This is a genomic window from Bacillus sp. JJ864 (genome assembly GCF_036963045.1).
Classification (GTDB): Bacteria; Bacillota; Bacilli; order Bacillales; family Bacillaceae_G; genus Bacillus_A; species Bacillus_A pseudomycoides_C.
Genome location: NZ_JBALLY010000071.1, coordinates 33,845 through 58,424, shown reverse-complemented (window position 1 = coordinate 58,424; position 24,580 = coordinate 33,845). Strand labels below are relative to the sequence as shown.

Genomic DNA, 24,580 nt, shown 5'->3' with positions numbered 1-24,580 from the left:
GTTTGTTTCGTTCAGTTTTCAAAGAACTTATCCGCCGCTCAATTGCGACTTCCTTATGTTAACATCTTCACTTTTCTATGTCAATAATGTTTTTTTGTTTCTTTTTGGCGCTTGATGAATTCGATCATCAGCGACGAATATTAATTTATCATATATAGAACTACACCGTCAACACTTTTTAATAAAAATTTCTTTTTCTTATATACCTTGTACAATCTTCAGGTGAAGCTATTTTTGTAAATAAAATAAACAACAATTTATATCGCTCTTCCATCGTCTTTTTTACAACATGATGAATTCGTTTATCTGCAAAGTCAAATAATAATTCGTCTAATTCTCTTTTCAGTACATATTCTAGTTCCTTTTGTTCCTGATCCGTAATCAGTAATCCAATCATTCTGCCACCTCAGCTGTTTCTTATCTACATACCGTTCAGTATATCCTTTTCTTACGATGTTAATCGTTTTGTTCTCTTTTCTTCTTTTTCTGCATATAAGTAACTGAAAAGGATTGGACAAAGGGGCGGAGAAACGATGTTTTTCTTCTTTATAACGAGTAAACATAAGTTTAAACAAATTAGTCTTATTATTGTGCTTTCCCTTTTTACGGCATGGCTGCTTTTTGTAAAAACATATTCTTATCAATCAGCTTTTTCAACAGCTACTGGTCCGAAAGCAATTTATAAAGGAGACACGACAAAAAAACAGGTTTCTTTAACATTCGATATTAGTTGGGGAGATGAGAAAGCGTTACCTATACTAGATACATTAAAAGAAAAAAAGATTAAAAACGCCACCTTCTTCCTTTCTGCCGCATGGGCAGAACGTCACCCTGATATTGTAGAGCGTATTATAAAAGACGGGCACGAAATTGGGAGTATGGGATACAATTATAAAGACTATACGTCTTTAGAGGCTAACGAAATTCGAAGGGACCTCCTAAAGGCACAGGACATATTTACAAAACTTCAAGTAAAACAAGTTCAACTCCTACGCCCTCCTAATGGTAGCTTTAATAAAACGGTATTAAAAATCGCTGAATCTCTTGGATATACGGTTGTGCATTGGAGCAATAATTCAAATGATTGGAAAAATCCTGGAGTCAATAAAATTGTTACAACCGTTTCAGAAAACTTGCACGAAGGAGATATTATTTTACTTCACGCTTCTGATTCAGCACTACAAACAAATCAAGCATTGCCGATGCTGCTTCAAAAATTAAAAACAGATGGATTTGAAAACGTCCCTGTCTCCCAGCTCATCTCAAATACAAAAGCCAAAAGTAAAGACATAAATTAAACTCATCCTTATCGACTAAATAAAAGCTGATTCCAATATAGGAATCAGCTTTTTTGTCCTATTAAACGATGCAATATCAAAACTTGATATGCATTGCAAATGAGCAATGGAACAACCATTAAATATAACCAATTTGTATCATTAATACGCAATGCTGGAACCCATTCAATAATAGTTACAACAATCATAAAGAATAACGCTGGAACAAACGCCTTCTTGTTCGTCTCTTTGCTTTTTATGTAAGCAACAATTATTCCGATCAAAAAGAGAACCGTGGCAACAAAAATATTTGTACCCAGTGATTCGTTCCCATTTGCAATTAATACAGAGCGCAAATATACAAAATCGAATAATACAAACGCAATTATGAACATTTGTACTGCATTCCAAAGAGCGGGCGAACGAAACATCCCCAGTCCAAATCGGTGAATTGTTAAATATGCAAAGAACCCCATCTGACTGATTACGCTAAAAATAAAACCGACTCCAAGTAACCAAAAAGAAACCATGAAGATTTCCTTTCCGTCGAAATTTCGAAAAAATTCATTGTACTTGTCCCACTCTAAAATAAAACCGATAAAGATTGTACTGCTTCCCCCAAGAAATAAAGTCGTCATAAAGAGTCGTACCCAATTTCGGCTATTCACAGACATATCCCCCATTATATATATTTCTAATTAAATTGTAACAATGTCAATTTTAAAAAGCTAGCCATCAATATGTATAAATTCTTCTAAGAGATTTATATTAAAAAGAGAAACACGTGAAAGGAGCCCCGGCTGATGAAACGGATTCTACTCATTTCGGTCTCTTTCATCCTTTTTATCGGAATCGTTGCATGCGCACAGGAAAAAGAAGCGAAATCCCAATTAGATTATGATCAAACGAAAAAAATGATTATTGATATTTTAAAAACGGATCAAGGGAAAAAAGCGATCCAAGATGTACTAACCGATGAAAAAATGAAACAAGCTCTTATTTTAGACGAATCTGTAGTAAAAAAAACGATTGAAGATACTATGATATCAGAGAAAGGACAGCAATTTTGGGAAAAAGTATTTAAAGACCCTGAGTTTGCCACTAAATTTGCAAAAAGCATCGAGAAAGAACAAACAAATTTAATGAAAACCTTATTAAAAGACCCTGATTATCAAGCTGGTGTTATAGAAATCATGAAAAATCCAGAAGTCGGAAAAATCATGATGCAAACAATGAAAAGCAAAGAGTACCGTCAATATTTACAGCAAGTCTTAACTGAAACTGCCGAAAGCCCATTATTTCAAGCGAAAATGATCGACATTATTAGTAAAGGCGTTGAAAAGGCGCAAAAAAGTGGTGGTGAACAGAAAAAAGAAGGCGGATCAGAAGAAGGCAAGAAAGAACAAAAATAACCCTCGTACTGAGGGTTATTTTTGTTCAATTGCCGCTCTCTCAATTACTTGCTGAGCAATTTGTTTATAGATTACTCCAATTATATGTTCTTCACCGTATACAGATGGAGCAAATTCTTCTGTATTCCAATCTGGTTGCTGAAGCGGAATTTGACCAAGTACTGCTGTCTGCAGTTCTGTTGCTAATTTTTCTCCTCCGCCTTTTCCGAATACATATTCTTTTTCGCCAGTTACTTTACTTTCGAAATAAGACATATTTTCTACAACACCAATAATCTCATGCTCTGTACGAAGTGCCATTGCACCAGCTCTAGCTGCTACAAAAGCTGCTGTTGGATGCGGTGTTGTTACAATAATTTCTTTACATGACGGAAGCATTGAATGTACATCTAATGCTACGTCACCTGTACCTGGAGGTAAGTCTAACACTAAATAATCCAAGTCACCCCACTCTACTTCTGTGAAGAAATGATTTAACATTTTGCCAAGCATAGGACCTCTCCAAATAACAGGCGCGTTATCTTCTACGAAAAATCCCATAGAAATAACTTTCACACCAAAACGCTCTACCGGAATGATTTGATCACCGCGTACAATAGGACGTTTTTCAATCCCCATCATATCCGGTACACTAAATCCGTATATATCAGCATCAACAATCCCAACCTTTTTCCCTAAACGGGCAAGAGAAATCGCTAAGTTTACAGAAACCGTTGATTTTCCAACACCGCCTTTTCCACTCGCTACTGCTAAGAAAGTTGTTTTAGAATGTGGTGATAATAAAGATTCACTCTGCTCTTCTTGCGGAGAAAATTGTAATCGTTCCTCTTCAGTAAATTCTGCAAAGCGTAAACCTACTGTCGCTGCTCCCAGTTCTTTCACCAATTTTACAATCGTTCCTTGCAGCTGCATTTGCTCCGCTGTTCCTGTTCTCACAATTGCAACTTTAATGCTAACATGTTCTTTTTCCGGCTTTACTGTAACTTCTTTAATAGCATTTGTTTCTTTTAATGTTTTATTTAGAAACGGATCTACAATCCCTTCAAGTGCTCCCATTACTTGTTCTTTCGTTACCATAATCTGTCCCGCCCCCTGGATAAAATTAAGTTCTTACGAGCATGTAATTACTGTTAAAACAAAATAAATGCATTTTCATTGTAAGTATAGCATATTTTCGGAAAACTCCGTTACAAAGAAGAACCCTCCTTAATTTAATCAGGAGGGTTTCCTTTTTCAGTAAAATATCGCAAGACCCCGCGATATATAGCAGCAGCAACTTTTTGCTGATATTTCTCTGAGTTCAATAAATATCTTTCATTTACATTTGATAAAAATCCAGCTTCAACTAATGCACCTGGTGTTTTCGCATGCTTCAATAAATAAACACGCGAAATTGTTTTCGCTGAACGGTTCGTATTCTCAAGACTTGTTCGTAATTCAGCTTGAATAAATTTCGCCGCTCGTTCGTTTTCTACTAAAGAACGATAATAAAATGTTTGTGCTCCTTTTGAGCTACTACTTGGGAGGGCATTCAAGTGCACACTAACAAAAAAATCAACATCGGGCTTATTAATAATCTCTACGCGTTTTTTTAAATCCTCTGCTTTACGGCGACTATATCCCTTCGTACTTTTATCAGCCAAATCATAATCTCCATTGCGCGTTAAAATAACAAGTGCTCCTTGTTCCTGCAAATAGTCTCGTACCTTTTTGGTAATTTCCAGTGTAATATCTTTTTCAACAATGTCACCCCCGCCAACCGCACCTCCATCCGGGCCACCATGACCAGCATCTAATACAATAATTTTTCCAGACAAAGGCAAGTTCCATGCTCTCCATGATTTTGTAATTTGAAATTCCTGCTTTACTAAAAAAAAGAGTACCACCGCTGCTAACATAAAAGAAATAATCCGAATTTTTTTCATACCTTCCCCCCTTCAGCTAGTCCCTCTACTTACTTATATGGGACAAGAGGAAAGTTTATGATTTTCTTAATGCAGCTTCATGCGATATCTTTTCTCACCCTTCTCATATCCTTGTTTCCACCAAGCGCTAATAAAGTACTGGCACGATTGATATAGCTGCTCATCTTCATTTTCTTCCAAAGTACGCAAAGGCACACTTGTCAAAAAATGAAACAGCGTTTCTGTTAATTGAATTTCTTCATGAGATGATCTGTTCTTTACATCTAAAAGCGATTCTCCATAATACCCAAACTTACTATACCTAGCTCCTAATAAATAAGACTCAATGCCCAATTCTATACAATAATCTTCATAATGACGATGAAATGTATCCATACAAAAGCAATTACGAATATTTTCTCTAAGTGTTTGTAATGATAATTCACGCAATATTTTACGTTCATACTTCAGTTGCTTTTCTCTTTGTTTTTCTTTCAGACTCACAATAACATTCATAGTACTTAAAACCTCCCTATGTACGTATTAGTCTAAACTTCTCAGTAGGAAGCATACACAAGAAGGTAGCACTAAAATATTCCAAAGAAGGAGATGCTAACAAAAACTATTGAAGAACATAAAAAAACCCCAGCCAAAAGGCTGAGGTTTGAAGTTCGCAAAAATTAACGTTTTGAGAACTGAGGTGCACGACGAGCACCTTTAAGACCGTATTTTTTACGCTCTTTCATACGTGCGTCACGAGTTAATAGACCTGCACGTTTTAATGTTAAACGGTATTCTGGATCTGCTTTTAATAAAGCGCGAGAAATACCGTGACGGATAGCACCAGCTTGACCAGTGTATCCACCGCCATGTACGTTTACAAGTACATCGTAGTTACCTAAAGTTTCTGTTGCAACTAGAGGTTGTTTCACTACTTCACGTAATGCAGCAAATGGGATATAGTTTTCAAAATCACGACCGTTAATGATAACGCGTCCTTCGCCTGGAACTAGGCGTACGCGTGCTACTGAACTCTTACGACGTCCAGTACCATTGTATTGTACCTGTGCCAAAGTAAGCCCTCCTTTAATTAATTATCCGCGAAGTTCGTAAACTTCTGGTTTTTGTGCTTGATGTGGATGCTCAGATCCAGCATACACATTTAATTTTTTAGACATTTGACGTCCTAAACGTCCTTTTGGAAGCATGCCTTTAATAGCAAGCTCTAACATTTGTACAGGGTAGTTTGTACGCATTTCTAGAGCTGTTCTTTGTTTAAGTCCACCTGGGTGGTTAGTGTGACGGTAGTAAATTTTATCGTTCAATTTATTACCTGTTAAGTGAATTTTCTCAGCGTTAATAATAATTACATGATCACCCGTGTCAACGTGTGGTGTAAATGTTGGTTTGTTTTTACCACGTAAAATGGATGCTATTTCACTAGAAAGGCGACCTAAAGTTTGACCTTCAGCGTCAACCACATACCATTTACGCTCAACTTCGTTAGCTTTTGCCATAAAAGTCGTACGCATTTGTTTCCCTCCTACTCGTTATCTTTTCCATAGAAAAAATCTATTGTTTATCTTAAACACGATTTCCTTCCGGGGCTAATCGTGGTTTTAGAAACAATACCATATGTTATGATATCCTTTTGAGTTTCTAATGTCAAGCAAATGTTACACCAGGATTAGTTGTTATAGTTTACCTCCCATAAATAAAGGCCTTGCCCCGGTACCATCTTTCCAGCAAAGCGGCGGTCTTGTTTTTTTAAAATGTCTGAAATGCTTTCAGGAGCAATTTTTCCTTGACCGACGCTAAGCAGCGTACCGACAATAATTCGAACCATGTTATATAAAAAACCATTTCCAACAAAGCGAAAGACTAATTCATCACCTTGTTCTATTAAATCTATTTCATAAATTGTTCGCACTTTATCTTTTTTATCAGTTTTTGCCGAACAAAATGAAGTAAAATCATGTGTTCCAATAAAATAAGGAATTGCTTTTCGGATAGATTCTACTTCTAATGGATATGGATACTGATATACGTAATTTCTACGGAATACATCAGCTTTTTTAGATAATAATACACGGTAGCGATATTCTTTTTTTACGACGCCGTACCTTGCGTGAAAATCTAATGTTTTTTGCTCAGCCTGCTGCACAGCAATATCATCTGGCAGCATTGTATTCAAAGCCGCCATCCATTGCTCTCCTGTTAATGATAGCGGCGTATCAAAATGAATCACCTGACCTTTGGCATGAACGTTGGAATCTGTTCTTCCTGATGCTTGTACACGAACAGCTTCCCCTTTATGCACTTTTTGCAAGGCTTGCTCTATTTCTTGTTGAACAGTACGTTGATTCGGTTGAATTTGATATCCACAAAAGTTAACTCCATCATACGAAACTGTGCATTTTATTCTTTCCATACTCATACTCTCCATTACGATCGAACTAAAATTAAAATACACGCTAAAGCAAATAGGCTTAAGAGCGTCAATGTATCAATCCATTTCCATTCTAACTGCCGGAATTTTGTACGGTATCCGTTACTTTGATAACCTCGTGCTTCCATCGCAATTGCTAAGTCTTCTGCACGTTTAAACGCACTAATAAATAGTGGTACAAGTAACGAGATAATCGCTTTCAGCCTGTCTTTCATTGGACCACCTGCAAAGTCTATACCTCGAGAAGCTTGTGCTTTCATAATTTTACTTGTTTCATCCATCAAAGTTGGAATAAAGCGCAAGGAAATAGACATCATAAGTGCGATTTCGTGAACAGGAACTTTTATGCGTTTTAATGGATGCAACAGCGTCTCCAAGCCATCTGTAATTTCAATTGGGGTTGTCGTTAATGTTAGTAGGGTCGTCATTAAAATAATGACAAAAAACCGAATAGAAATATACATCCCCTGCTGGAGCCCTTTCTCATATATAGAAAACCAGCCAAATTGAACGAGTACAGCACCTTCTTTTGTTGTAAAAATGTGCAGAAAGAACGTGAATAAAAAAATCCATAAAATAGGCTTTAACCCAGAAAGAATATAACGAATCGGCACTTTTGCAAAAAACAAAGCAATGAGTGCATACAAAAATAGCAGGCCGTATGAAATTGCATTATTTGCTAAAAATACAATAAATACATATAAAAAGACCATTAACAGTTTTGTGCGAGGATCCAGTCTGTGAATAGCAGATTCTCCCGGAATATATCTCCCAATAATTAGCTGCTGCATGATGAATCCCCACCTTTTCTAAACAGTTGTATGACTTCATCTGCTAAATCTTCTAAAGACAAGGTGGCTTTCGGTATAGAGATTCCTAATTTCTCTTCAATTTCTCGCTTATACTTTAGCGACATCGGAAGAGATACACCAATTTGTTCAAGCTCATCTGCATGCGTAAAGACTTCCTCTGATGTTCCTTGCAAAAAGACCGTTCCTTTATGCATCACAACCATGTTGTCTGCATATTTTGCAGCATCCTCCATATTATGTGTCACAAGAATCACCGTAAGATTTTTTTGCTTGTGAAGATGATAGAACATCTCCATAAGCTCATTTTGGCCCTTAGGATCAAGTCCTGCTGTTGGTTCATCTAATACTAATACTTCAGGCTCCATCGCGAGTACACCCGCTATAGCAACGCGTCTCATTTGTCCACCACTTAACTCAAACGGAGATCGTTCTAATAGCTCCTCTGATAGCCCAACTAACCGAATGGCATCTTTTGCCTTTTGTTTCGCCGCTTCTTCAGATACACCAAAATTTAAAGGCCCAAAGCAAATATCTTTTTCTACAGTTTCTTCAAATAACTGATGTTCTGGAAATTGAAAAACAACTCCTACTTTTTTTCGAAGAGGTTTTAATTTTTTTGCTTTCTTTTGAGATGAAATGCTATATTCCCCAATTTGAACAGCACCACTCGTTGGTTGCAATAAGCCATTTAAATGTTGAATCATCGTTGACTTACCCGACCCTGTATGACCGATAATGGCATAATAGCCACCACTAGGAAGCGAAATATCTATATCGTAAAGGGCTCGTTTTTCAAATGGGGTTTTATATTGATAACGATGCTCTACTTTTTGGAATGTAATCTCCAAAGTTCGCTCACCAAACTTTCCATTGTAAGATGCATTGATTGTAAAGGAATTTGATTGCTTTTCAATAATTCTGCCATTTTCACTGAAAATGGTACGTCTAAACCGATTTCTTGCAGCATTTTCGATGATTGAAAAATGTGTTCAGGTGTTCCCTCTTCTAGTAATTCTCCGCGATTTAAAATAATAATACGATCAGACTGCGCTGCTTCTTCTAAGTCGTGAGTAATCGAAAGAACTGTAATTCCCTTCGTGCGAACAAGGTCCCTTACCGTTTCTACCACTTCTTTACGGCCTTGGGGATCAAGCATAGATGTTGCCTCATCTAATACTAAAATAGACGGCTGGAGTGCTAGTACGCCGGCAATTGCAACGCGCTGCTTTTGTCCACCCGATAAATAGTGAGGTTCTTCATCTTGAAACTCTTCCATTCGTACGAGCTCCAAAGCGTGTTTCATACGTTCTACCATTAGTTCCCTGGGCATTCCGGCATTCTCAAGCCCAAAGACAACATCATCCTGTACAGTTGTTCCGACAAATTGATTATCCGGGTTTTGAAAAACCATTCCAATCTGTTTTCGAATATCCCATACAGTTTCTTCTGACAAAACAAGTGTTCCATTTACAGTAATTGTTCCTGCTGATGGTAAAAACAAACCATTTAATAATTTTGCAAGCGTTGATTTCCCTGACCCATTTTGCCCAATAATAGATACCCATTCTCCTTCATATAAAGAGAATGAAACGTCACGCAGGGCGTAAGAAGCAGCTTGAGGATATTGAAATGATATGTTCTCAGCACGAAGCTTCTCTTTTTTCACTTGTGGACACCCTCTTCCATTATTCAGCCAAATAAAGTGAAACTTCCATCCATGGGAGACGAAAAGCTCACCAACCTTGCGCATGCCAGCAGTTATCTCTCACTCCTCTCTGAATCTTGAAATGGGAGTCTTACCGCCCGCAAATAGCAAGATAAATATTTTCTTCTATACTTAAAAAAAAAGGGCCATGACCAGTTACTTAAAAAGTACTGTCCTGCCCTTTTGCTTGTCATTATACTAACTCGATAATTACCATTGGTGCAGCGTCACCGCGACGTGGACCAATTTTTGCAATACGAGTGTATCCGCCTTGACGCTCAGCATAGCGTGGAGCTACATCAGCGAATAATTTTTGTAATGCATCTTGACCAGTCTCAGCATTAGCAACTTCATTACGAATGTAAGCAGCTGCTTGACGACGAGCATGAAGATCTCCGCGTTTACCTAAAGTGATCATTTTTTCCACTACAGAACGAAGTTCTTTTGCACGAGTTTCTGTCGTTTGAATGCGCTCGTTGATAATTAAATCAGTAGTTAAGTCACGTAACATAGCTTTACGTTGCGCGCTTGTACGGCCTAATTTTCTGTATGCCATTCGTAGTTCCCTCCTTCGTTGATGAATTTAAATCCTCAGTCGTCTTTACGTAAGCCTAAACCTAATTCTTCTAGCTTATGCTTAACTTCTTCTAAAGATTTACGTCCTAAGTTACGAACTTTCATCATATCTTCTTCAGTTTTATTCGCAAGCTCTTGTACAGTGTTAATACCTGCACGTTTTAGGCAATTATAAGAACGAACAGAAAGATCAAGTTCTTCAATTGTCATTTCTAGAACTTTTTCTTTTTGATCTTCTTCCTTTTCGACCATAATCTCAGCATTTTGTGCTTCGTCAGTTAAACCAACAAAGATGTTTAAATGCTCTGTTAAGATTTTGGCACCTAAAGAGATAGCTTCTTTTGGCCCGATGCTTCCATCCGTCCATACATCAAGCGTAAGCTTATCATAATTTGCCACTTGTCCAACACGTGTCTTTTCCACTTGGTAAGTCACACGTGATACTGGAGTATAAATAGAATCAATAGGAATTACACCTATTGGTTGATCTTCGCTCTTATTTGCATCAGCCGGCGTATACCCACGGCCACGCTTTGCAGTTAAACGCACGCGGAAATGCGCATCCTTTGCTAACGTTGCAATGTATAAATCTGGATTTAAGATTTCAACATCACTATCGTGAGTAATATCAGCAGCTGTGACAATACCTTCGCCCTGTACATCGATTTCGAGTGTCTTCTCTTCTTCAGAGTAGATTTTGAGAGCTAACTTTTTCAAGTTTAAGATGATCGTTGTAACATCTTCTACTACGCCCTCAACTGTCGAAAATTCGTGTAATACGCCATCGATTTGAATGGCAGTAACAGCGGCACCAGGGAGTGAGGATAAAAGGATACGACGTAAGGAGTTACCCAAAGTAGTACCATATCCACGCTCAAGCGGTTCAATAACGAATTTACCATACTTAGCATCTTCGTTAAGCTCAACCGTTTCGATTTTCGGTTTTTCAATTTCAATCATTAACTAAACCCTCCTTCAAAACGTCGAAACCCCGGTTAAACAAAGGAAAAACCTTTGTTTAACCGAAAGTCCCCCTTAGGCAGTTCCCGATTGTGCACAACAAGCGATGTTTCTGTACGAAATTTCTCGATAATGCATCATATCCATTATAGACAAAAGGGAAAATTCTATACAGAAAAATTAAACACGACGACGTTTTGGCGGACGACATCCATTATGAGGAACTGGAGTAACATCTCTGATTGCTGTTACTTCTAGGCCTGCAGCTTGAAGAGCACGAATTGCAGCTTCACGACCAGCACCAGGACCTTTTACAGTAACCTCTAAAGTTTTTAAACCGTGCTCCATTGCAACTTTAGCAGCAGTTTCAGCAGCCATTTGCGCAGCGAATGGAGTAGATTTACGAGATCCACGGAAACCAAGTGCACCAGCACTAGACCAAGAAAGTGCGTTACCGTGAGTATCTGTAAGTGTTACGATTGTGTTGTTGAAAGTAGAACGAATATGAGCTATACCAGCTTCAATATTCTTTTTCACACGTTTTTTACGAGTGTTTGTTTTACGTGCCATTGTTAGTTCAACCTCCTTTACTTATTATTTCTTTTTATTTGCTACTGTACGACGTGGACCTTTACGTGTACGAGCATTGTTTTTAGAGTTTTGACCACGAACTGGTAAACCACGACGGTGACGAAGACCACGGTAAGAACCGATCTCCATTAGACGTTTAATGTTAAGAGAAACTTCACGACGAAGGTCTCCTTCAACTTTGATACGATCGACGATATCACGGATACGTCCTAATTCGTCTTCTGTTAAATCGCGAACTCGTGTTTCTGAAGAAACACCAGCTTCAGCAAGAATTTTTTCAGCAGTTGTGCGACCAATGCCGAATACGTAAGTTAAAGAAATAACAACGCGTTTGTCACGAGGAATATCTACACCTGCGATACGTGCCATTCCGAATGCACCTCCTTCTGATTAACCTTGTTTTTGTTTATGTTTAGGGTTTTCACAAATAACCATTACTTTTCCACGTCTACGAATAACTTTGCATTTTTCGCAGATCGGCTTAACTGACGGTCTTACTTTCATGTCTCGAACCTCCTTAAAGATTACGGAGTGCTATATTATTTAAAGCGGTACGTGATACGACCACGATTTAAATCGTACGGAGATAATTCTACCGTAACTTTATCTCCTGGTAAAATACGAATGAAGTTCATACGGATTTTACCAGAAACGTGAGCCAATACAACATGCCCATTCTCTAATTCTACTTTGAACATAGCATTTGGCAACGTTTCAATAACGGTACCTTCGACTTCAATTACATCATCTTTAGCCATTCAATGTTCTCCCTTCTTCAAATCAGTAACATTCTACACTGTTCTGAAATTCCGGAGAGCCAGCTACCTATAAAGTGGTAAGGATTTCGTATCCTGCTTCTGTAAGAGCAATCGTGTGCTCAAAATGTGCACACCATTTACCATCTACCGTTACCACTGTCCAGTCATCAGATAGTGTTTTTACATATCGTCTTCCTTGGTTCACCATCGGCTCAACACAAATGACCATTCCCGGTTTTAATCTAGGCCCTTGATTTGGTGGACCATAGTGCGGGATTTGTGGGTCTTCATGTAAGTCTTGCCCGATTCCGTGACCGACATACTCCCTAACGATCGAGAATCCACTATCTTCAACATACGTTTGAATCGCATGTGAAATATTAGATAATCGCTCGCCCGGTTTTGCGTGTTCTAGACCAAGATACAACGATTTTTCTGTGACATCAAGTAGCTTTTGAACAGATTCAGAAATGTTTCCTACTGGATAGGTCCATGCAGAATCTCCATGGTATCCATTGTATTTCGCACCAATATCGATACTAATAATATCGCCTTCTTGGAGCTTGCGCTTTCCTGGAATCCCGTGTACAAGCTCTTCGTTTACCGAAGCACAAATGCTTCCCGGAAATCCGTTGTATCCTTTAAAAGATGGCACAGCACCATATTTTAGAATCGTTTTTTCCGCTATTTGATCGAGCTCTTTCGTTGTAATTCCTGGGGCAATATGCTTTTTTAACTCTTGATGAGTTAAAGCAACAATCTTGCCAGCTTCTCGCATAATCTCAATTTCGCGAGGAGTTTTGCAAATAATCATTACGCTAAGCCTCCGATGAGAAGATCGATATTAGCAAATACTTTATCGATATCTTGCTCACCATTAATGCTTTTTAAGTAACCAAGCTCTTCGTAGAAATCAAGCAACGGCTTTGTTTGCTTAATATTCACTTCTAAACGATTTGCTACAGTTTCTTCGTTGTCATCAGAACGCTGATATAACTCGCCACCACATTTATCGCACACGCCCTCTTTTGCTGGCGGATTGAATTCTAAGTGGTAAGTCGCACCGCACTCTTTACAAATGCGACGACCTGTTAAACGTTTTAGCAGTAATCCTGAATCCACATTAATGTTTAAAACATAATTAATCTTTTTGCCAAGATCTTTCATGATTTCTTCAAGAGCTGAAGCTTGTGCAACTGTTCGTGGAAAACCATCTAATAAGAAGCCTTTTACACAGTCTTCTTGACTCAAACGCTCACGCACGATTCCGATTGTAACTTCATCTGGTACAAGTGCTCCTTTATCAATAAAGGACTTAGCTTGTAAACCAAGTTCAGTTTCATCTTTCATAGCAGCACGAAACATGTCTCCTGTAGAAATGTGAGGGATGTTATACTTGGCAACAATCTTTTCGGCTTGTGTACCTTTACCGGCACCTGGAAGCCCCATTAAAATTAAGTTCATCTGTATTCCCCCTCATGAATGAGCATATAGGGAAGATGAATCTTCCCGCTTACTCACTGTTTGATAAACCCTTTGTAATGGCGTTTTACTAATTGACTTTCGAGTTGCTTCATTGTTTCTAAAGCAACACCGACAACAATTAGTAAACTTGTTCCACCTATCTGTGCAGATTGTGGCAAGTTTGCAATTTGAATAAATAAAACAGGCAAGATTGCAATCGCTGCTAAGAAAATTGCACCTACAAAGGTCAAACGATACAAGATCTTTGTTAGATACTGTTCTGTACTCTTACCCGGACGAATACCAGGAACATATCCACCTTGTTTATTTAAGTTGTCAGCCATCTGTTCAGGATTTACTTGAACAAATGCATAGAAATATGCAAAGGCAACAATTAGTGCAACATATACGATCATACCCACTGGGTGAGAATAGTTAAAGTTTTTAATAATCCACTGCGATATTTCATGTTTCGGGAAAAACTGTGCAATAGTCGGAGGCGTAATCAAGAATGAAACAGCAAAAATTACTGGAATAACACCAGCACTATTTACCTTAAGTGGTAAATGAGTGTTTTGTGCTCCAGTATAACCACCGTTTCCAGTTACGCGCTTCGCATATTGAATCGGGATTTTTCTAACAGCTTGTTGAATGTAAATAACACCAACAATAACTGCTAACACAGCTAACAAAATTAAACCAACTTTTACGATACGGATGAACAATTGATCTCCGGCATCTTGGAACTGCTGTGCATACACTTGATTTATAGTATTTGGGATCGCTGCGGTAATACCTGCAAAGATGATGATAGAAATACCATTTCCTACTCCCTTTGCTGTAATTAACTCACCTAACCACATTAAAAATGCAGTTCCGGCAGTTAGTACCGTTGCAATATATAAATAAGTTGACCAGCTAGGATCCAAAATTAATTGTCCACCTGCCATACCGTTAAAACCAATTGACATACCGATTGCTTGAATAAAAGCAAGAACAATTGTAAAGTAGCGGGTAAACTGAGCTAGTTTACGACGACCCATTTCACCTTGTTTTGACCACTCCGTAAATTTAGGAACAACATCCATCTGCAATAATTGCACGATGATGGATGCTGTAATGTACGGCATGATTCCCATCGCAAAGATGGAAAAGTTTTTTAAGGCTCCGCCGCCAAATGTATTCAGAATGCCCAATACATTCAACTGGTCTTGCGCTCTCAGTACATCTGCATTTGTATGAGGCACTGGGATGAACGTGCCAATTCGAAACACGATTAACATCGCTAAAGTGAATAATATTTTATTTCTTATCTCAGCAACGCGCATAAAGTTGGAGATTGTGCGAAACATTAGATCACCTCAACTGTTCCGCCAGCTGCTTCGATAGCTTCTTTTGCACTTGAAGAGAACTTGTGAGCTTTAACAGTAAGCTTTTTCTCTACAGCGCCGTTTGCAAGAATTTTAACACCGTCGTTTAATTTGCTGATAACGCCAGTCTCAAGCAATAATTCAGGTGTTACTTCTGTACCGTCTTCGAAACGATTTAACGTTGTTAAGTTAACGATAGCAAACTCTTTACGGTTGATGTTCGTGAAGCCGCGTTTTGGTAAACGACGGAATAATGGAGTTTGACCGCCTTCAAAACCAAGACGAACACCGCCACCAGAACGTGCGTTTTGTCCTTTGTGACCTTTTCCAGCAGTTTTACCGTTACCAGAACCGATACCACGACCTACACGATTACGAACTTTACGAGAACCTTCCGCAGGTTGTAATTCATGAAGTTTCATTCCCAGGCACCTCCTTATATTGATGAGTTATCATTAAGCTTCTTTTACAGTTACAAGGTGAGAAACTTTGTTGATCATACCGCGAATAGCAGGAGTTTCTTCCTTAACTACAGTTGAATTCAACTTTTTAAGACCTAAAGCTTCTACAGTCGCACGTTGATCTTGCGGACGACCAATTACACTACGAGTGAGGGTAATTTCTAACTTTTTCGCCATTATATTTTCCCTCCTTCTTAACCTAGTAGCTCTTCTACAGATTTACCGCGTAATTTTGCTACATCTTCAGCACGCTTAAGATCTTTTAATCCGTTCACAGTAGCACGGATCATGTTAATTGGTGTGTTAGTACCAAGAGATTTAGAAAGAATATCTTGTACACCAGCTAATTCAAGAACCGCACGAACTGGACCACCAGCGATAACTCCAGTACCTTCTGCAGCAGGCTTTAAGAATACTTCACCTGCTCCAAAGTTACCGATAATTTCGTGTGGAATAGTTGTACCAACTAATGGTACTTCGATTAAGTTTTTCTTAGCATCTTCGATAGCCTTGCGGATTGCATCTGGTACCTCTTGCGCTTTACCAGTACCGAATCCAACATGACCGTTTTTATCACCAACTACAACCAGTGCAGCGAAGCGGAAACGACGACCACCCTTAACAACTTTCGCAACACGGTTTATCGTAACTACACGTTCTTCAAGTTCAAATTTACTTGGGTCAATGCGACGCATCTATTTTCCCTCCTTTGACCATTAAAATTGTAAGCCAGCCTCACGAGCAGCTTCAGCTAAAGCTTTAACACGACCATGGTATAAGTAACCGCCGCGATCAAATACTACTTCTTTAACACCTTTCTCTACAGCACGTTTAGCAACTAGTTCGCCAACTTTAGAAGCAGCTTCAGTGTTGCTAGTACCGTTAAGAGTAAGTTCTTTATCAAGAGTAGACGCACTTACTAATGTTACACCATTTACATCATCAATTACTTGAGCGTAAATGTGTTGGTTAGAACGGAACACATTTAAACGTGGACGTTCAGCTGTACCAGTAAGCTTTGCACGTACACGTGCATGTCTTTTCTTACGAACCGCATTTTTATCAGGTTTAGTGATCATTCTTGTCACTCCTTTCTTTCACCTAACGGGTTTACTTAGCAGTTTTACCTTCTTTACGACGTACAACTTCGCCTTCGTAACGAATACCTTTGCCTTTATATGGCTCTGGAGCACGTACAGCGCGAACGTTAGCAGCGAATTCGCCAACACGTTGCTTGTCGATACCTTTGATTACGATCTTTGTAGGAGCAGGAACTTCAACTTCAAGACCAGCTTCTGGAGTCATCTCAACTGGGTGAGAGTAACCTACGTTTAATACAAGTTTGTTACCTTGTTTTTGTGCACGGTAACCAACACCGATTAATTCAAGTCCGCGAGCGAAACCTTCTGTTACACCCTCAACCATGTTTCCAAGAAGAGCACGAGTTGTTCCGTGTAATGCACGGTGTTCCTTCTGTTCAGAAGGACGCTCTACTGTTAAAATATTTTCTTCAATCTTGATAGACATATCAGCATTGAAAGTACGAGTTAATTCACCTTTAGGGCCTTTTACAGTTACGGTATTATCTTCTGCTACTGTAACTGTAACACCTGCAGGGATTTCAAGAATCTTTTTACCAATACGAGACATGCGGTCACACCTCCGTTCGTTTAAATATTAATTACCAAACGTATGCTACTACTTCTCCACCAGTTTGTAACTGACGAGCGTCTTTGTCCGTCATTACTCCCTTAGATGTAGAAACAAGTGCAATACCTAATCCGTTAAGTACACGTGGTACTTCATCAGCTTTTGCATAAACGCGTAAGCCAGGCTTACTGATACGCTTTAATCCAGTGATTACACGCTCATTGTTTACACCGTATTTTAGGAAAATACGAAGGATACCTTGTTTGTTATCCTCGATGTATTCCACATCACGAATGAAACCTTCACGTTTTAAGATTTCAGCGATTTCTTTTTTGATTTTAGAAGCAGGAACTTCTAATTTCTCATGACGTACCATGTTCGCATTACGGATGCGAGTAAGCATATCTGCAATTGGATCTGTCATCACCATGTGTTTTTACCTCCTTCCCATTTGTGGGTATTACCAACTAGCTTTTTTAACGCCAGGAATTTGTCCTTTATATGCAAGTTCACGGAAACAAATACGGCAAAGTTTAAATTTGCGGTATACAGAATGCGGACGACCGCAGCGCTCGCAACGTGTATAATCTTGCACTTTAAACTTAGGAGTACGCTTTTGTTTCGCAATCATAGATTTTTTAGCCACGTTTTCGCCTCCTCTACTTAGCGTTGGCTTCCATTATTTTTGGAATGGCATACCGAATTGTGTTAAAAGTTCACGAGCTTCTTCATCAGTTTTCGCTGTAGTAACGATTACGATGTCCATACCACGAACTTTGCTTACTTTATCATAATCAATCTCAGGGAAAATTAATTGCTCTTTAACACCTAATGTGTAGTTACCACGACCATCGAAAGATTTCTTAGAAACACCACGGAAATCACGTACACGTGGTAAAGAAACTGATACTAATTTGTCGAAGAACTCATACATTTGCTCGCCGCGTAAAGTAACCTTTGCACCGATAGGCATACCCTCACGAAGACGGAATCCTGCGATAGATTTTTTAGCGCGAGTTACAACAGGTTTTTGACCTGCGATTTGTGTTAACTCTTCTACAGCACTGTCTAATGCTTTAGAGTTGGATACCGCGTCACCAACACCAGTGTTGATTACGATCTTTTCGATCTTCGGTACTTCCATTACAGATTTATAGTTAAACTTGCTCACAAGAGCAGGAGTAATTTCTTTTTGGAATTTCTCTTTAAGGCGATTCAATGAAGGGACCTCCTTTCATATAGAACTTATTTATCTAACAATTCACCAGATTTTTTTGCAACACGAATTTTTTTACCATCTTCCACTTTGTAGCCTACGCGAGTAGGTACACCTGTTTTAGGATCTAATGGCATAACATTAGATACGTGGATAGCGGCTTCTTTCGTGATAATTCCACCTTGTGGATTTAATTGAGATGGCTTAGAGTGCTTCTTAACGATGTTAACACCCTCAACGATAACACGGTTTTCTTTTGGGAAAGCTGCAAGGATAACACCTTGTTTTCCTTTGTCTTTACCACTGATTACCTGTACTTTATCACCTTTTTTTACATGCATCTTACTTCTGCACCTCCTTAGCAAGGCAATACCTTAAATTATAGAACTTCTGGAGCTAAAGAAACGATCTTCATGAAGTTGTTATCACGTAATTCACGAGCTACTGGTCCGAAGATACGAGTACCACGTGGGCTCTTATCGTCTTTAATGATAACCGCTGCGTTTTCATCAAAACGAATGTAAGAACCGTCTGGACGACGAGCACCGCTCTTCGTACGTACTACTACTGCTTTAACAACGTCACCTTTTTTAACAACGCCACCTGGTGTTGCTTGTTTTACCGTAGCAACAATAATATCACCGATGTTTGCGTATTTACGACCAGAGCCGCCTAATACTTTAATTGTTAAAAGTTCACGTGCGCCAGAGTTGTCAGCTACTCTCAAACGAGATTCTTGTTGGATCATGTTATGAAACCTCCCTTCGGACTTAAAATTCCGATTCGTCTATTTAGATAATAACCGCTTCTTCAACGATTTCAACTAAACGGAAACGCTTAGTAGCAGAAAGCGGGCGAGTTTCCATGATTTTTACGATATCGCCAACTTTTGCTTGGTTTTGCTCATCATGCGTTTTGTATTTCTTAGAATACTTAACGCGCTTTCCGTACAAGGAATGAGTTTTGTAAGTTTCAACTAAAACTGTAATCGTTTTGTCCATTTTGTCAGAAACAACACGACCAGTGTAAACTTTGCGTTGGTTACGTTCGCTCACTTTGCAAACCTCCCCTCAATTTATCGATTAATTCCGATCTCTCTTTCACGAACTACAGTTTTCATACGAGCAATCGCTTTACGCACTTCACGGATGCGTGTTGGATTCTCTAATTGTCCTGTAGCAAGCTGGAAGCGAAGATTAAACAACTCTTCCTTTAAAGCTTTAACTTTTGTTTCGATTTCGGCAGTGGTTAATTCACGAATATCATTAGTTTTCATTAGATTCACCACCATTTTCTTCACGTTTTACGAATTTACATTTCACTGGTAATTTGTGAGCTGCAAGACGTAATGCTTCGCGTGCTACCTCTTCAGATACACCCGCAATTTCAAACATAACCTTTCCAGGTTTTACTACTGCTACCCAGCCTTCTGGAGCCCCTTTACCGGAACCCATACGTACTTCTAGAGGTTTAGCAGTGTAAGGTTTAGAAGGGAAAATTTTAATCCAAACTTTACCGCCACGTTTCATATAACGAGTCATTGCACGACGAGCTGCTTCGATTTGACGGTTTGTAATCCAAGATGCTTCTTGAGATTGTAAACCAAACTCACCAAAATGTACTTCAGCGCCACCTTTTGCACGACCACGCATTTTACCACGATGCTCTCTACGATATTTTACGCGTTTAGGCATTAACATATTATTTTCCTCCTTCCTCAGAAGCTTTCTTTTTTGTAGGAAGGACTTCTCCACGGTAGATCCATACTTTTACGCCTAATTTACCGTATGTTGTATCAGCTTCAGCTGTTGCATAGTCAATATCAGCGCGAAGTGTATGAAGTGGAACAGTTCCTTCACTGTAAGATTCTGCACGAGCGATATCAGCCCCGCCAAGACGACCAGAAACCTGTGTTTTAATACCTTTAGCTCCTGCACGCATAGCACGTTGAATTGCTTGCTTTTGTGCACGACGGAAAGATACACGGTTTTCTAATTGACGAGCGATATTTTCGCCTACTAATTTAGCGTCAAGATCAGCTCTCTTAACCTCTAAAATGTTGATGTGTACACGTTTGCCTGTTAATTGGTTAAGAGCTTTACGAAGTGCTTCAACTTCTGTACCACCTTTACCAATTACCATACCAGGTTTTGCCGTGTGAATTGTAACATTTACACGATTTGCCGCACGCTCGATTTCTACTTTAGAAACAGCAGAATCTTTTAAGCGAACGTTGATGTATTCACGAATTTTGATGTCTTCATGTAAGAATGTAGCGTAATCTTTTTCAGCGTACCAACGAGATTCCCAATCACGAATGATACCGACGCGAAGACCAACTGGACTAACCTTTTGACCCATCGATTATCCCTCCTTCTTTTCTGATACCACAATTGTAATGTGGCTTGTGCGTTTGTTAATTTGGCTTGCACGACCCATTGCACGTGGACGGAAACGTTTTAACGTTGGACCTTCGTCAACGAAAACTTTCTCAACAACTAAGTTGTTTACATCCATTTCATAGTTATGTTCTGCATTTGCAATTGCAGATTTCAAAACTTTTTCTACAACTGGAGAAGCAGTTTTTGGTGTGTGGTTAAGGATAGCAATCGCTTCACCCACTTGCTTACCTCGGATTAAGTCTACTACTAAACGAACTTTACGAGGAGCAATACGAACTGTTCTCGCTACTGCTTTAGCTTGCATTGAAGTGCCTCCTCTCATTATCTTCTAGTTTTCTTATCGTCAGCATCATGACCTTTGTACGTACGAGTTGGTGCGAACTCACCTAACTTGTGGCCAACCATATCTTCAGTTACGTATACAGGAACGTGTTTACGACCATCATATACAGCGATTGTATGACCAATAAACTGTGGGAAGATCGTTGAACGACGAGACCAAGTTTTTACAACTTGCTTTTGCTCAGTTTCATTTAACTTTTCCATTTTGTTCATTAAATGATCATCAACAAATGGTCCTTTTTTCAAGCTACGAGCCATTTTGGTGCCTCCCTTCGTGATTGCCGTACGGTTCTAGAAATGAACCGTACTACAACCCCATTATTTTTTACGACGACGAACGATGAATTTGTCAGACGCTTTATTTTTCTTACGAGTCTTGAATCCAAGAGTTGGTTTACCCCATGGAGACATTGGAGACTTACGTCCGATTGGCGAGCGACCTTCACCACCACCGTGTGGGTGATCAACTGGGTTCATTACAGAACCACGAACAGTTGGGCGTTTACCTAACCAGCGAGAGCGACCTGCTTTACCAATTTTAATAAGTTCATGGTGCTCGTTACCTACTTGACCTACTGTAGCGCGGCAAGTTGATAGGATTAAGCGTACTTCACCAGAAGTTAAACGTACAAGTACGTATTTACCTTCTTTACCAAGTACTTGAGCAGATGTACCAGCAGAACGAACTAATTGTCCGCCGCGACCTGGTTTAAGTTCGATGTTATGAACAACTGTACCTACTGGGATGTTGATTAATGGTAATGCGTTACCGATTTTAATGTCCGCTTCTGGGCCAGACATGATTTCCATACCTACTTCTAAGTTTTTAGGAGCAAGGATGTAACGTTTTTCACCGTCAACGTAGTTAATTAATGCGATATTCGCAGAGCGGTTTGGATCGTATTCGATCGTAGCAACGCGTCCTGGAATTCCATCTTTGTTACGTTTGAAGTCGATGATACGGTATTGACGCTTATGTCCGCCACCTTGGTGACGTACAGTGATTTTACCTTGGTTGTTACGTCCAGCCTTTTTGCTTAAAGGCGCAAGTAATGATTTTTCCGGTCTATCAGTCGTGATTTCAGCGAAATCATTCGTAGTCATGTTACGACGACCGTTAGTAGTTGGATTATACTTTTTGATTGCCATCTGATTTTCCCTCCTTCTTTAGTAAGAATTAAACTCCTTGGAAGATCTCGATTTCTTTGCTGTCAGCAGTAAGTTTAACGATTGCTTTACGACGACGGTTAGTAAAACCAGCGTGACGACCAACACGTTTTGCTTTTGGTTTGTAGTTCATGATATTTACTTTATCAACTTCAACACCAAAGATTGCTTCTACAGCATCTTTAACTTCCGTTTTATTAGCTTTAACGTCCACATCGAACGTGTATTTTTTTTCAGCCATCATTTCCATAGAACGTTCAGTGATAACTGGGCGCTTAATGATATCACGAGGATCTTTCATTATGCAAGCACCTCCTCTACTTTTTCCACTGCCGCTTTTGTCATGATTAGCTTATCATGATGAAGCACGTCTAAAACGTTCACGCCATCAGCAGTGATTACTGTTACTCCAGGAATATTGCGAGCAGATAACTCAACTGCTTCGTTTACATCAGCAGTTACAATAAGAGCTTTCTTCTCAACAGTTAATCCTTTAAGAACAGCTACCATGTCTTTTGTTTTTGGTGCATTTAATACTAAATCCTCAAGAACTACGATGTTGTTCTCAACTACTTTAGTAGCTAATGCAGATTTAATAGCTAAGCGACGAACTTTTTTAGGTAGTTTGTAAGCATAGCTTCTTGGTGTAGGTCCGAATACCGTACCACCACCACGCCATTGAGGAGAACGGATAGAGCCTTGACGGGCACGTCCAGTTCCTTTTTGACGCCATGGTTTACGACCTCCACCGCGCACTTCAGAGCGAGTTTTTACTTTGTGTGTACCTTGACGTAAAGACGCACGTTGCATCAATACTGCTTCGAAAAGTACAGCTTGGTTTGGTTCGATACCGAAAATAGTTTCAGCTAATTGGATTTCACCAACTTCAGAACCAGTTTGATTATATAACTTTACTTTTGGCATTGGGGTTCCTCCTTTCTTACAGAAAATTATTTGCTAGCCTTAACAGCACTACGAACAACTACAAGAGATTTCTTAGCGCCAGGAACGTTGCCTTTTACTAATAGTAAATTACGTTCAACATCAACTTGAACGATTTCTAAGTTTTGAATAGTAACTTGGTCTCCACCCATACGTCCAGCAAGTTTTTTGCCTTTGAATACACGGTTCGGAGCAACAGGCCCCATTGAACCAGGACGACGGTGGTAACGAGAACCATGAGACATAGGTCCGCGAGATTGTCCGTGGCGTTTAATAACACCTTGGAAACCTTTACCTTTAGAAATACCTGTTACGTCTACAGCTTCACCTGCAGCGAAAACTTCTACTTTTACCTCTTGACCAACTTCTTGTCCTTCAACGTCTGCATCGCGAAGTTCGCGAATGAAGCGCTTAGGAGCAGTAGTTGCTTTAGCAACGTGACCTTGTTCAGGTTTGTTAGCTAATTTTTCACGTTTGTCAGCAAAACCTAACTGAATTGCGTTGTAGCCATCAGTTTCAACCGTTTTCTTTTGAAGAATAACGTTTGGAGTCGCTTCGATAACAGTTACAGGGATTAGCTCGCCATTTTCAGCAAATACTTGAGTCATACCGATCTTTTTTCCTAAGATTCCTTTGGTCATGAGTTACACCTCCTACATTTTAACTTATATAAATTATAGTTTGATTTCGATATCTACACCAGATGGTAAGTCTAAACGCATTAAAGAGTCTACTGTTTGTGGAGTAGGGCTCACGATGTCGATTAGACGTTTGTGCGTGCGCATTTCGAATTGCTCACGAGAATCTTTGTATTTATGAACCGCACGAAGAATCGTGTAAACAGTTTTTTCAGTTGGTAATGGGATTGGACCAGAAACTGTCGCCCCAGAACGCTTAGCTGTTTCTACAATTTTCTCAGCTGACTGATCAAGAATACGGTGATCGTAAGCTTTTAAACGAATACGAATTTTTTCTTTTGCCATTATTTTCCCTCCTTCGTTCGCCTATTTTTAAAATAGACATTCTCCATGGAAATTTCCACACACTCGCCATGGCAAAGCGGCCGGGTGTGTCAGCAACCTTCCACTTCATCGCAGTCAAAGACCAACATTGTTTATTATA

43 protein-coding genes are annotated in these 24,580 nt (G+C 39.3%); 2 read left to right on the top strand and 41 right to left on the bottom strand.

Annotated elements, in window-relative coordinates; genetic code table 11:
- Positions 1–178 precede the first annotated feature (178 nt).
- Positions 179–397 (bottom strand): hypothetical protein, encoded by a 219-nt coding sequence (locus V7024_RS12330; RefSeq protein ID WP_098919137.1) that lies wholly within the window; start codon positions 395–397, stop codon positions 179–181.
- A gap of 136 nt (positions 398–533) precedes the next feature.
- On the opposite strand from V7024_RS12330, the gene pdaB reads away from it, so the two are divergent.
- Complete coding sequence (pdaB, locus tag V7024_RS12325) at positions 534–1,298, top strand: polysaccharide deacetylase family sporulation protein PdaB (protein WP_098919138.1); 765 nt, start codon at positions 534–536, stop codon at positions 1,296–1,298.
- Positions 1,299–1,342: 44 nt separating this feature from the next.
- On the opposite strand, the gene V7024_RS12320 is transcribed toward pdaB, so the two are convergent.
- Positions 1,343–1,945: a KinB-signaling pathway activation protein gene (locus V7024_RS12320; RefSeq protein ID WP_335520219.1), complete on the bottom strand. Its 603-nt coding sequence runs from the start codon at positions 1,943–1,945 to the stop codon at positions 1,343–1,345.
- 135 nt (positions 1,946–2,080) lie between these two features.
- Here V7024_RS12320 and gerD point away from each other — a divergent pair, with 135 nt between their 5' ends.
- Positions 2,081–2,689, top strand: a complete 609-nt coding sequence (gene gerD, locus V7024_RS12315) for a spore germination lipoprotein GerD (RefSeq protein ID WP_020063205.1) — start codon at positions 2,081–2,083, stop codon at positions 2,687–2,689.
- 15 nt (positions 2,690–2,704) lie between these two features.
- Here the strand turns inward: gerD and V7024_RS12310 are convergent, their stop codons facing one another.
- From V7024_RS12310 to rpsJ, 39 genes are all read right to left on the bottom strand, one after another.
- The gene (locus V7024_RS12310) at positions 2,705–3,766 is read right to left on the bottom strand and encodes an Mrp/NBP35 family ATP-binding protein (protein WP_335520214.1); all 1,062 of its coding nucleotides are present in this window, start codon (positions 3,764–3,766) and stop codon (positions 2,705–2,707) included.
- Between the two features lie 134 nt (positions 3,767–3,900).
- Complete coding sequence (gene cwlD / locus V7024_RS12305; protein ID WP_335520212.1) at positions 3,901–4,614, bottom strand: N-acetylmuramoyl-L-alanine amidase CwlD; 714 nt, start codon at positions 4,612–4,614, stop codon at positions 3,901–3,903.
- 66 nt (positions 4,615–4,680) lie between these two features.
- On the bottom strand, positions 4,681–5,109 hold the full coding sequence (locus tag V7024_RS12300; protein WP_335520210.1) for a DUF2521 family protein: 429 nt from the start codon (positions 5,107–5,109) through the stop codon (positions 4,681–4,683).
- Between the two features lie 164 nt (positions 5,110–5,273).
- On the bottom strand, positions 5,274–5,666 hold the full coding sequence (gene rpsI, locus V7024_RS12295; RefSeq protein WP_020063209.1) for a 30S ribosomal protein S9: 393 nt from the start codon (positions 5,664–5,666) through the stop codon (positions 5,274–5,276).
- A gap of 21 nt (positions 5,667–5,687) precedes the next feature.
- Positions 5,688–6,125 carry a 50S ribosomal protein L13 gene (rplM, locus tag V7024_RS12290; RefSeq protein WP_335520207.1) on the bottom strand — a complete coding sequence of 146 codons (438 nt, stop codon included), beginning with the start codon at positions 6,123–6,125 and terminating at the stop codon, positions 5,688–5,690.
- A gap of 155 nt (positions 6,126–6,280) precedes the next feature.
- On the bottom strand, positions 6,281–7,024 hold the full coding sequence (gene truA, locus V7024_RS12285; RefSeq protein WP_335520204.1) for a tRNA pseudouridine(38-40) synthase TruA: 744 nt from the start codon (positions 7,022–7,024) through the stop codon (positions 6,281–6,283).
- 14 nt (positions 7,025–7,038) lie between these two features.
- A complete protein-coding gene (locus V7024_RS12280) occupies positions 7,039–7,833 on the bottom strand; it encodes an energy-coupling factor transporter transmembrane component T family protein (RefSeq protein WP_335520201.1) in 795 nt (264 codons plus the stop codon).
- A complete protein-coding gene (locus V7024_RS12275) occupies positions 7,821–8,702 on the bottom strand; it encodes an energy-coupling factor ABC transporter ATP-binding protein (protein WP_335520198.1) in 882 nt (293 codons plus the stop codon). The genes V7024_RS12280 and V7024_RS12275 overlap by 13 nt, the downstream gene beginning before the upstream one ends.
- Entirely contained in the window at positions 8,678–9,520 is an 843-nt protein-coding gene (locus V7024_RS12270; RefSeq protein ID WP_335520194.1) for an energy-coupling factor ABC transporter ATP-binding protein, read from the bottom strand. The genes V7024_RS12275 and V7024_RS12270 overlap by 25 nt, the downstream gene beginning before the upstream one ends.
- 232 nt (positions 9,521–9,752) lie before the next feature.
- The gene (rplQ, locus tag V7024_RS12265; RefSeq protein ID WP_098917220.1) at positions 9,753–10,115 is read right to left on the bottom strand and encodes a 50S ribosomal protein L17; all 363 of its coding nucleotides are present in this window, start codon (positions 10,113–10,115) and stop codon (positions 9,753–9,755) included.
- Positions 10,116–10,150: 35 nt separating this feature from the next.
- Positions 10,151–11,095, bottom strand: coding sequence for a DNA-directed RNA polymerase subunit alpha (locus V7024_RS12260; protein WP_000569645.1), 945 nt, complete (start codon positions 11,093–11,095; stop codon positions 10,151–10,153).
- A gap of 180 nt (positions 11,096–11,275) precedes the next feature.
- The gene (gene rpsK / locus V7024_RS12255) at positions 11,276–11,665 is read right to left on the bottom strand and encodes a 30S ribosomal protein S11 (protein ID WP_003194384.1); all 390 of its coding nucleotides are present in this window, start codon (positions 11,663–11,665) and stop codon (positions 11,276–11,278) included.
- A gap of 24 nt (positions 11,666–11,689) precedes the next feature.
- Positions 11,690–12,055 carry a 30S ribosomal protein S13 gene (gene rpsM / locus V7024_RS12250; protein ID WP_090918549.1) on the bottom strand — a complete coding sequence of 122 codons (366 nt, stop codon included), beginning with the start codon at positions 12,053–12,055 and terminating at the stop codon, positions 11,690–11,692.
- Positions 12,056–12,076: 21 nt separating this feature from the next.
- Positions 12,077–12,190, bottom strand: a complete 114-nt coding sequence (gene rpmJ, locus V7024_RS12245) for a 50S ribosomal protein L36 (protein WP_000868344.1) — start codon at positions 12,188–12,190, stop codon at positions 12,077–12,079.
- Between the two features lie 35 nt (positions 12,191–12,225).
- A complete protein-coding gene (gene infA, locus V7024_RS12240) occupies positions 12,226–12,444 on the bottom strand; it encodes a translation initiation factor IF-1 (protein WP_020062312.1) in 219 nt (72 codons plus the stop codon).
- 67 nt (positions 12,445–12,511) lie between these two features.
- Complete coding sequence (map, locus tag V7024_RS12235) at positions 12,512–13,258, bottom strand: type I methionyl aminopeptidase (RefSeq protein WP_242224054.1); 747 nt, start codon at positions 13,256–13,258, stop codon at positions 12,512–12,514.
- Positions 13,258–13,908: an adenylate kinase gene (locus tag V7024_RS12230; RefSeq protein WP_335520183.1), complete on the bottom strand. Its 651-nt coding sequence runs from the start codon at positions 13,906–13,908 to the stop codon at positions 13,258–13,260. The genes map and V7024_RS12230 overlap by 1 nt, the downstream gene beginning before the upstream one ends.
- 53 nt (positions 13,909–13,961) lie before the next feature.
- Complete coding sequence (gene secY, locus V7024_RS12225) at positions 13,962–15,260, bottom strand: preprotein translocase subunit SecY (RefSeq protein ID WP_335520180.1); 1,299 nt, start codon at positions 15,258–15,260, stop codon at positions 13,962–13,964.
- Positions 15,260–15,700: a 50S ribosomal protein L15 gene (rplO, locus tag V7024_RS12220; RefSeq protein WP_020062308.1), complete on the bottom strand. Its 441-nt coding sequence runs from the start codon at positions 15,698–15,700 to the stop codon at positions 15,260–15,262. Before rplO ends, secY begins: the two co-directional genes overlap by 1 nt.
- A gap of 33 nt (positions 15,701–15,733) precedes the next feature.
- Positions 15,734–15,916 (bottom strand): 50S ribosomal protein L30, encoded by a 183-nt coding sequence (rpmD, locus tag V7024_RS12215; protein WP_020062307.1) that lies wholly within the window; start codon positions 15,914–15,916, stop codon positions 15,734–15,736.
- Between the two features lie 17 nt (positions 15,917–15,933).
- Positions 15,934–16,434 (bottom strand): 30S ribosomal protein S5, encoded by a 501-nt coding sequence (gene rpsE, locus V7024_RS12210; protein WP_020062306.1) that lies wholly within the window; start codon positions 16,432–16,434, stop codon positions 15,934–15,936.
- Positions 16,435–16,455: 21 nt separating this feature from the next.
- The gene (gene rplR, locus V7024_RS12205) at positions 16,456–16,818 is read right to left on the bottom strand and encodes a 50S ribosomal protein L18 (protein WP_335520175.1); all 363 of its coding nucleotides are present in this window, start codon (positions 16,816–16,818) and stop codon (positions 16,456–16,458) included.
- Between the two features lie 31 nt (positions 16,819–16,849).
- Positions 16,850–17,389 carry a 50S ribosomal protein L6 gene (rplF, locus tag V7024_RS12200; protein ID WP_335520172.1) on the bottom strand — a complete coding sequence of 180 codons (540 nt, stop codon included), beginning with the start codon at positions 17,387–17,389 and terminating at the stop codon, positions 16,850–16,852.
- A 31-nt stretch (positions 17,390–17,420) separates the two neighbouring features.
- Complete coding sequence (gene rpsH, locus V7024_RS12195; RefSeq protein ID WP_020062303.1) at positions 17,421–17,819, bottom strand: 30S ribosomal protein S8; 399 nt, start codon at positions 17,817–17,819, stop codon at positions 17,421–17,423.
- 30 nt (positions 17,820–17,849) lie between these two features.
- Positions 17,850–18,035 carry a 30S ribosomal protein S14 gene (gene rpsN / locus V7024_RS12190; RefSeq protein WP_020062302.1) on the bottom strand — a complete coding sequence of 62 codons (186 nt, stop codon included), beginning with the start codon at positions 18,033–18,035 and terminating at the stop codon, positions 17,850–17,852.
- A 33-nt stretch (positions 18,036–18,068) separates the two neighbouring features.
- On the bottom strand, positions 18,069–18,608 hold the full coding sequence (gene rplE, locus V7024_RS12185; RefSeq protein ID WP_098917215.1) for a 50S ribosomal protein L5: 540 nt from the start codon (positions 18,606–18,608) through the stop codon (positions 18,069–18,071).
- A gap of 26 nt (positions 18,609–18,634) precedes the next feature.
- Positions 18,635–18,946, bottom strand: coding sequence for a 50S ribosomal protein L24 (gene rplX, locus V7024_RS12180; RefSeq protein ID WP_098917214.1), 312 nt, complete (start codon positions 18,944–18,946; stop codon positions 18,635–18,637).
- 38 nt (positions 18,947–18,984) lie between these two features.
- Entirely contained in the window at positions 18,985–19,353 is a 369-nt protein-coding gene (gene rplN, locus V7024_RS12175; protein ID WP_306201001.1) for a 50S ribosomal protein L14, read from the bottom strand.
- A gap of 43 nt (positions 19,354–19,396) precedes the next feature.
- On the bottom strand, positions 19,397–19,660 hold the full coding sequence (gene rpsQ, locus V7024_RS12170; RefSeq protein ID WP_090918564.1) for a 30S ribosomal protein S17: 264 nt from the start codon (positions 19,658–19,660) through the stop codon (positions 19,397–19,399).
- 20 nt (positions 19,661–19,680) lie between these two features.
- Entirely contained in the window at positions 19,681–19,881 is a 201-nt protein-coding gene (gene rpmC, locus V7024_RS12165) for a 50S ribosomal protein L29 (RefSeq protein WP_000855718.1), read from the bottom strand.
- The gene (gene rplP / locus V7024_RS12160) at positions 19,871–20,305 is read right to left on the bottom strand and encodes a 50S ribosomal protein L16 (RefSeq protein ID WP_020062298.1); all 435 of its coding nucleotides are present in this window, start codon (positions 20,303–20,305) and stop codon (positions 19,871–19,873) included. Before rplP ends, rpmC begins: the two co-directional genes overlap by 11 nt.
- A 1-nt stretch (position 20,306) precedes the next feature.
- Positions 20,307–20,966: a 30S ribosomal protein S3 gene (rpsC, locus tag V7024_RS12155; protein ID WP_020062297.1), complete on the bottom strand. Its 660-nt coding sequence runs from the start codon at positions 20,964–20,966 to the stop codon at positions 20,307–20,309.
- Between the two features lie 3 nt (positions 20,967–20,969).
- A complete protein-coding gene (gene rplV / locus V7024_RS12150; protein ID WP_098917212.1) occupies positions 20,970–21,311 on the bottom strand; it encodes a 50S ribosomal protein L22 in 342 nt (113 codons plus the stop codon).
- A 17-nt stretch (positions 21,312–21,328) separates the two neighbouring features.
- Positions 21,329–21,607, bottom strand: coding sequence for a 30S ribosomal protein S19 (rpsS, locus tag V7024_RS12145; protein WP_251229323.1), 279 nt, complete (start codon positions 21,605–21,607; stop codon positions 21,329–21,331).
- 60 nt (positions 21,608–21,667) lie between these two features.
- Positions 21,668–22,498 carry a 50S ribosomal protein L2 gene (gene rplB / locus V7024_RS12140; protein WP_098917211.1) on the bottom strand — a complete coding sequence of 277 codons (831 nt, stop codon included), beginning with the start codon at positions 22,496–22,498 and terminating at the stop codon, positions 21,668–21,670.
- Positions 22,499–22,526: 28 nt separating this feature from the next.
- Positions 22,527–22,817 carry a 50S ribosomal protein L23 gene (gene rplW / locus V7024_RS12135; RefSeq protein ID WP_020062294.1) on the bottom strand — a complete coding sequence of 97 codons (291 nt, stop codon included), beginning with the start codon at positions 22,815–22,817 and terminating at the stop codon, positions 22,527–22,529.
- Positions 22,817–23,440: a 50S ribosomal protein L4 gene (gene rplD / locus V7024_RS12130; RefSeq protein ID WP_020062293.1), complete on the bottom strand. Its 624-nt coding sequence runs from the start codon at positions 23,438–23,440 to the stop codon at positions 22,817–22,819. Before rplD ends, rplW begins: the two co-directional genes overlap by 1 nt.
- 26 nt (positions 23,441–23,466) lie before the next feature.
- Positions 23,467–24,099: a 50S ribosomal protein L3 gene (gene rplC, locus V7024_RS12125; RefSeq protein ID WP_335520151.1), complete on the bottom strand. Its 633-nt coding sequence runs from the start codon at positions 24,097–24,099 to the stop codon at positions 23,467–23,469.
- A gap of 33 nt (positions 24,100–24,132) precedes the next feature.
- Positions 24,133–24,441, bottom strand: a complete 309-nt coding sequence (gene rpsJ / locus V7024_RS12120) for a 30S ribosomal protein S10 (RefSeq protein ID WP_001040596.1) — start codon at positions 24,439–24,441, stop codon at positions 24,133–24,135.
- Positions 24,442–24,580 lie beyond the last annotated feature (139 nt).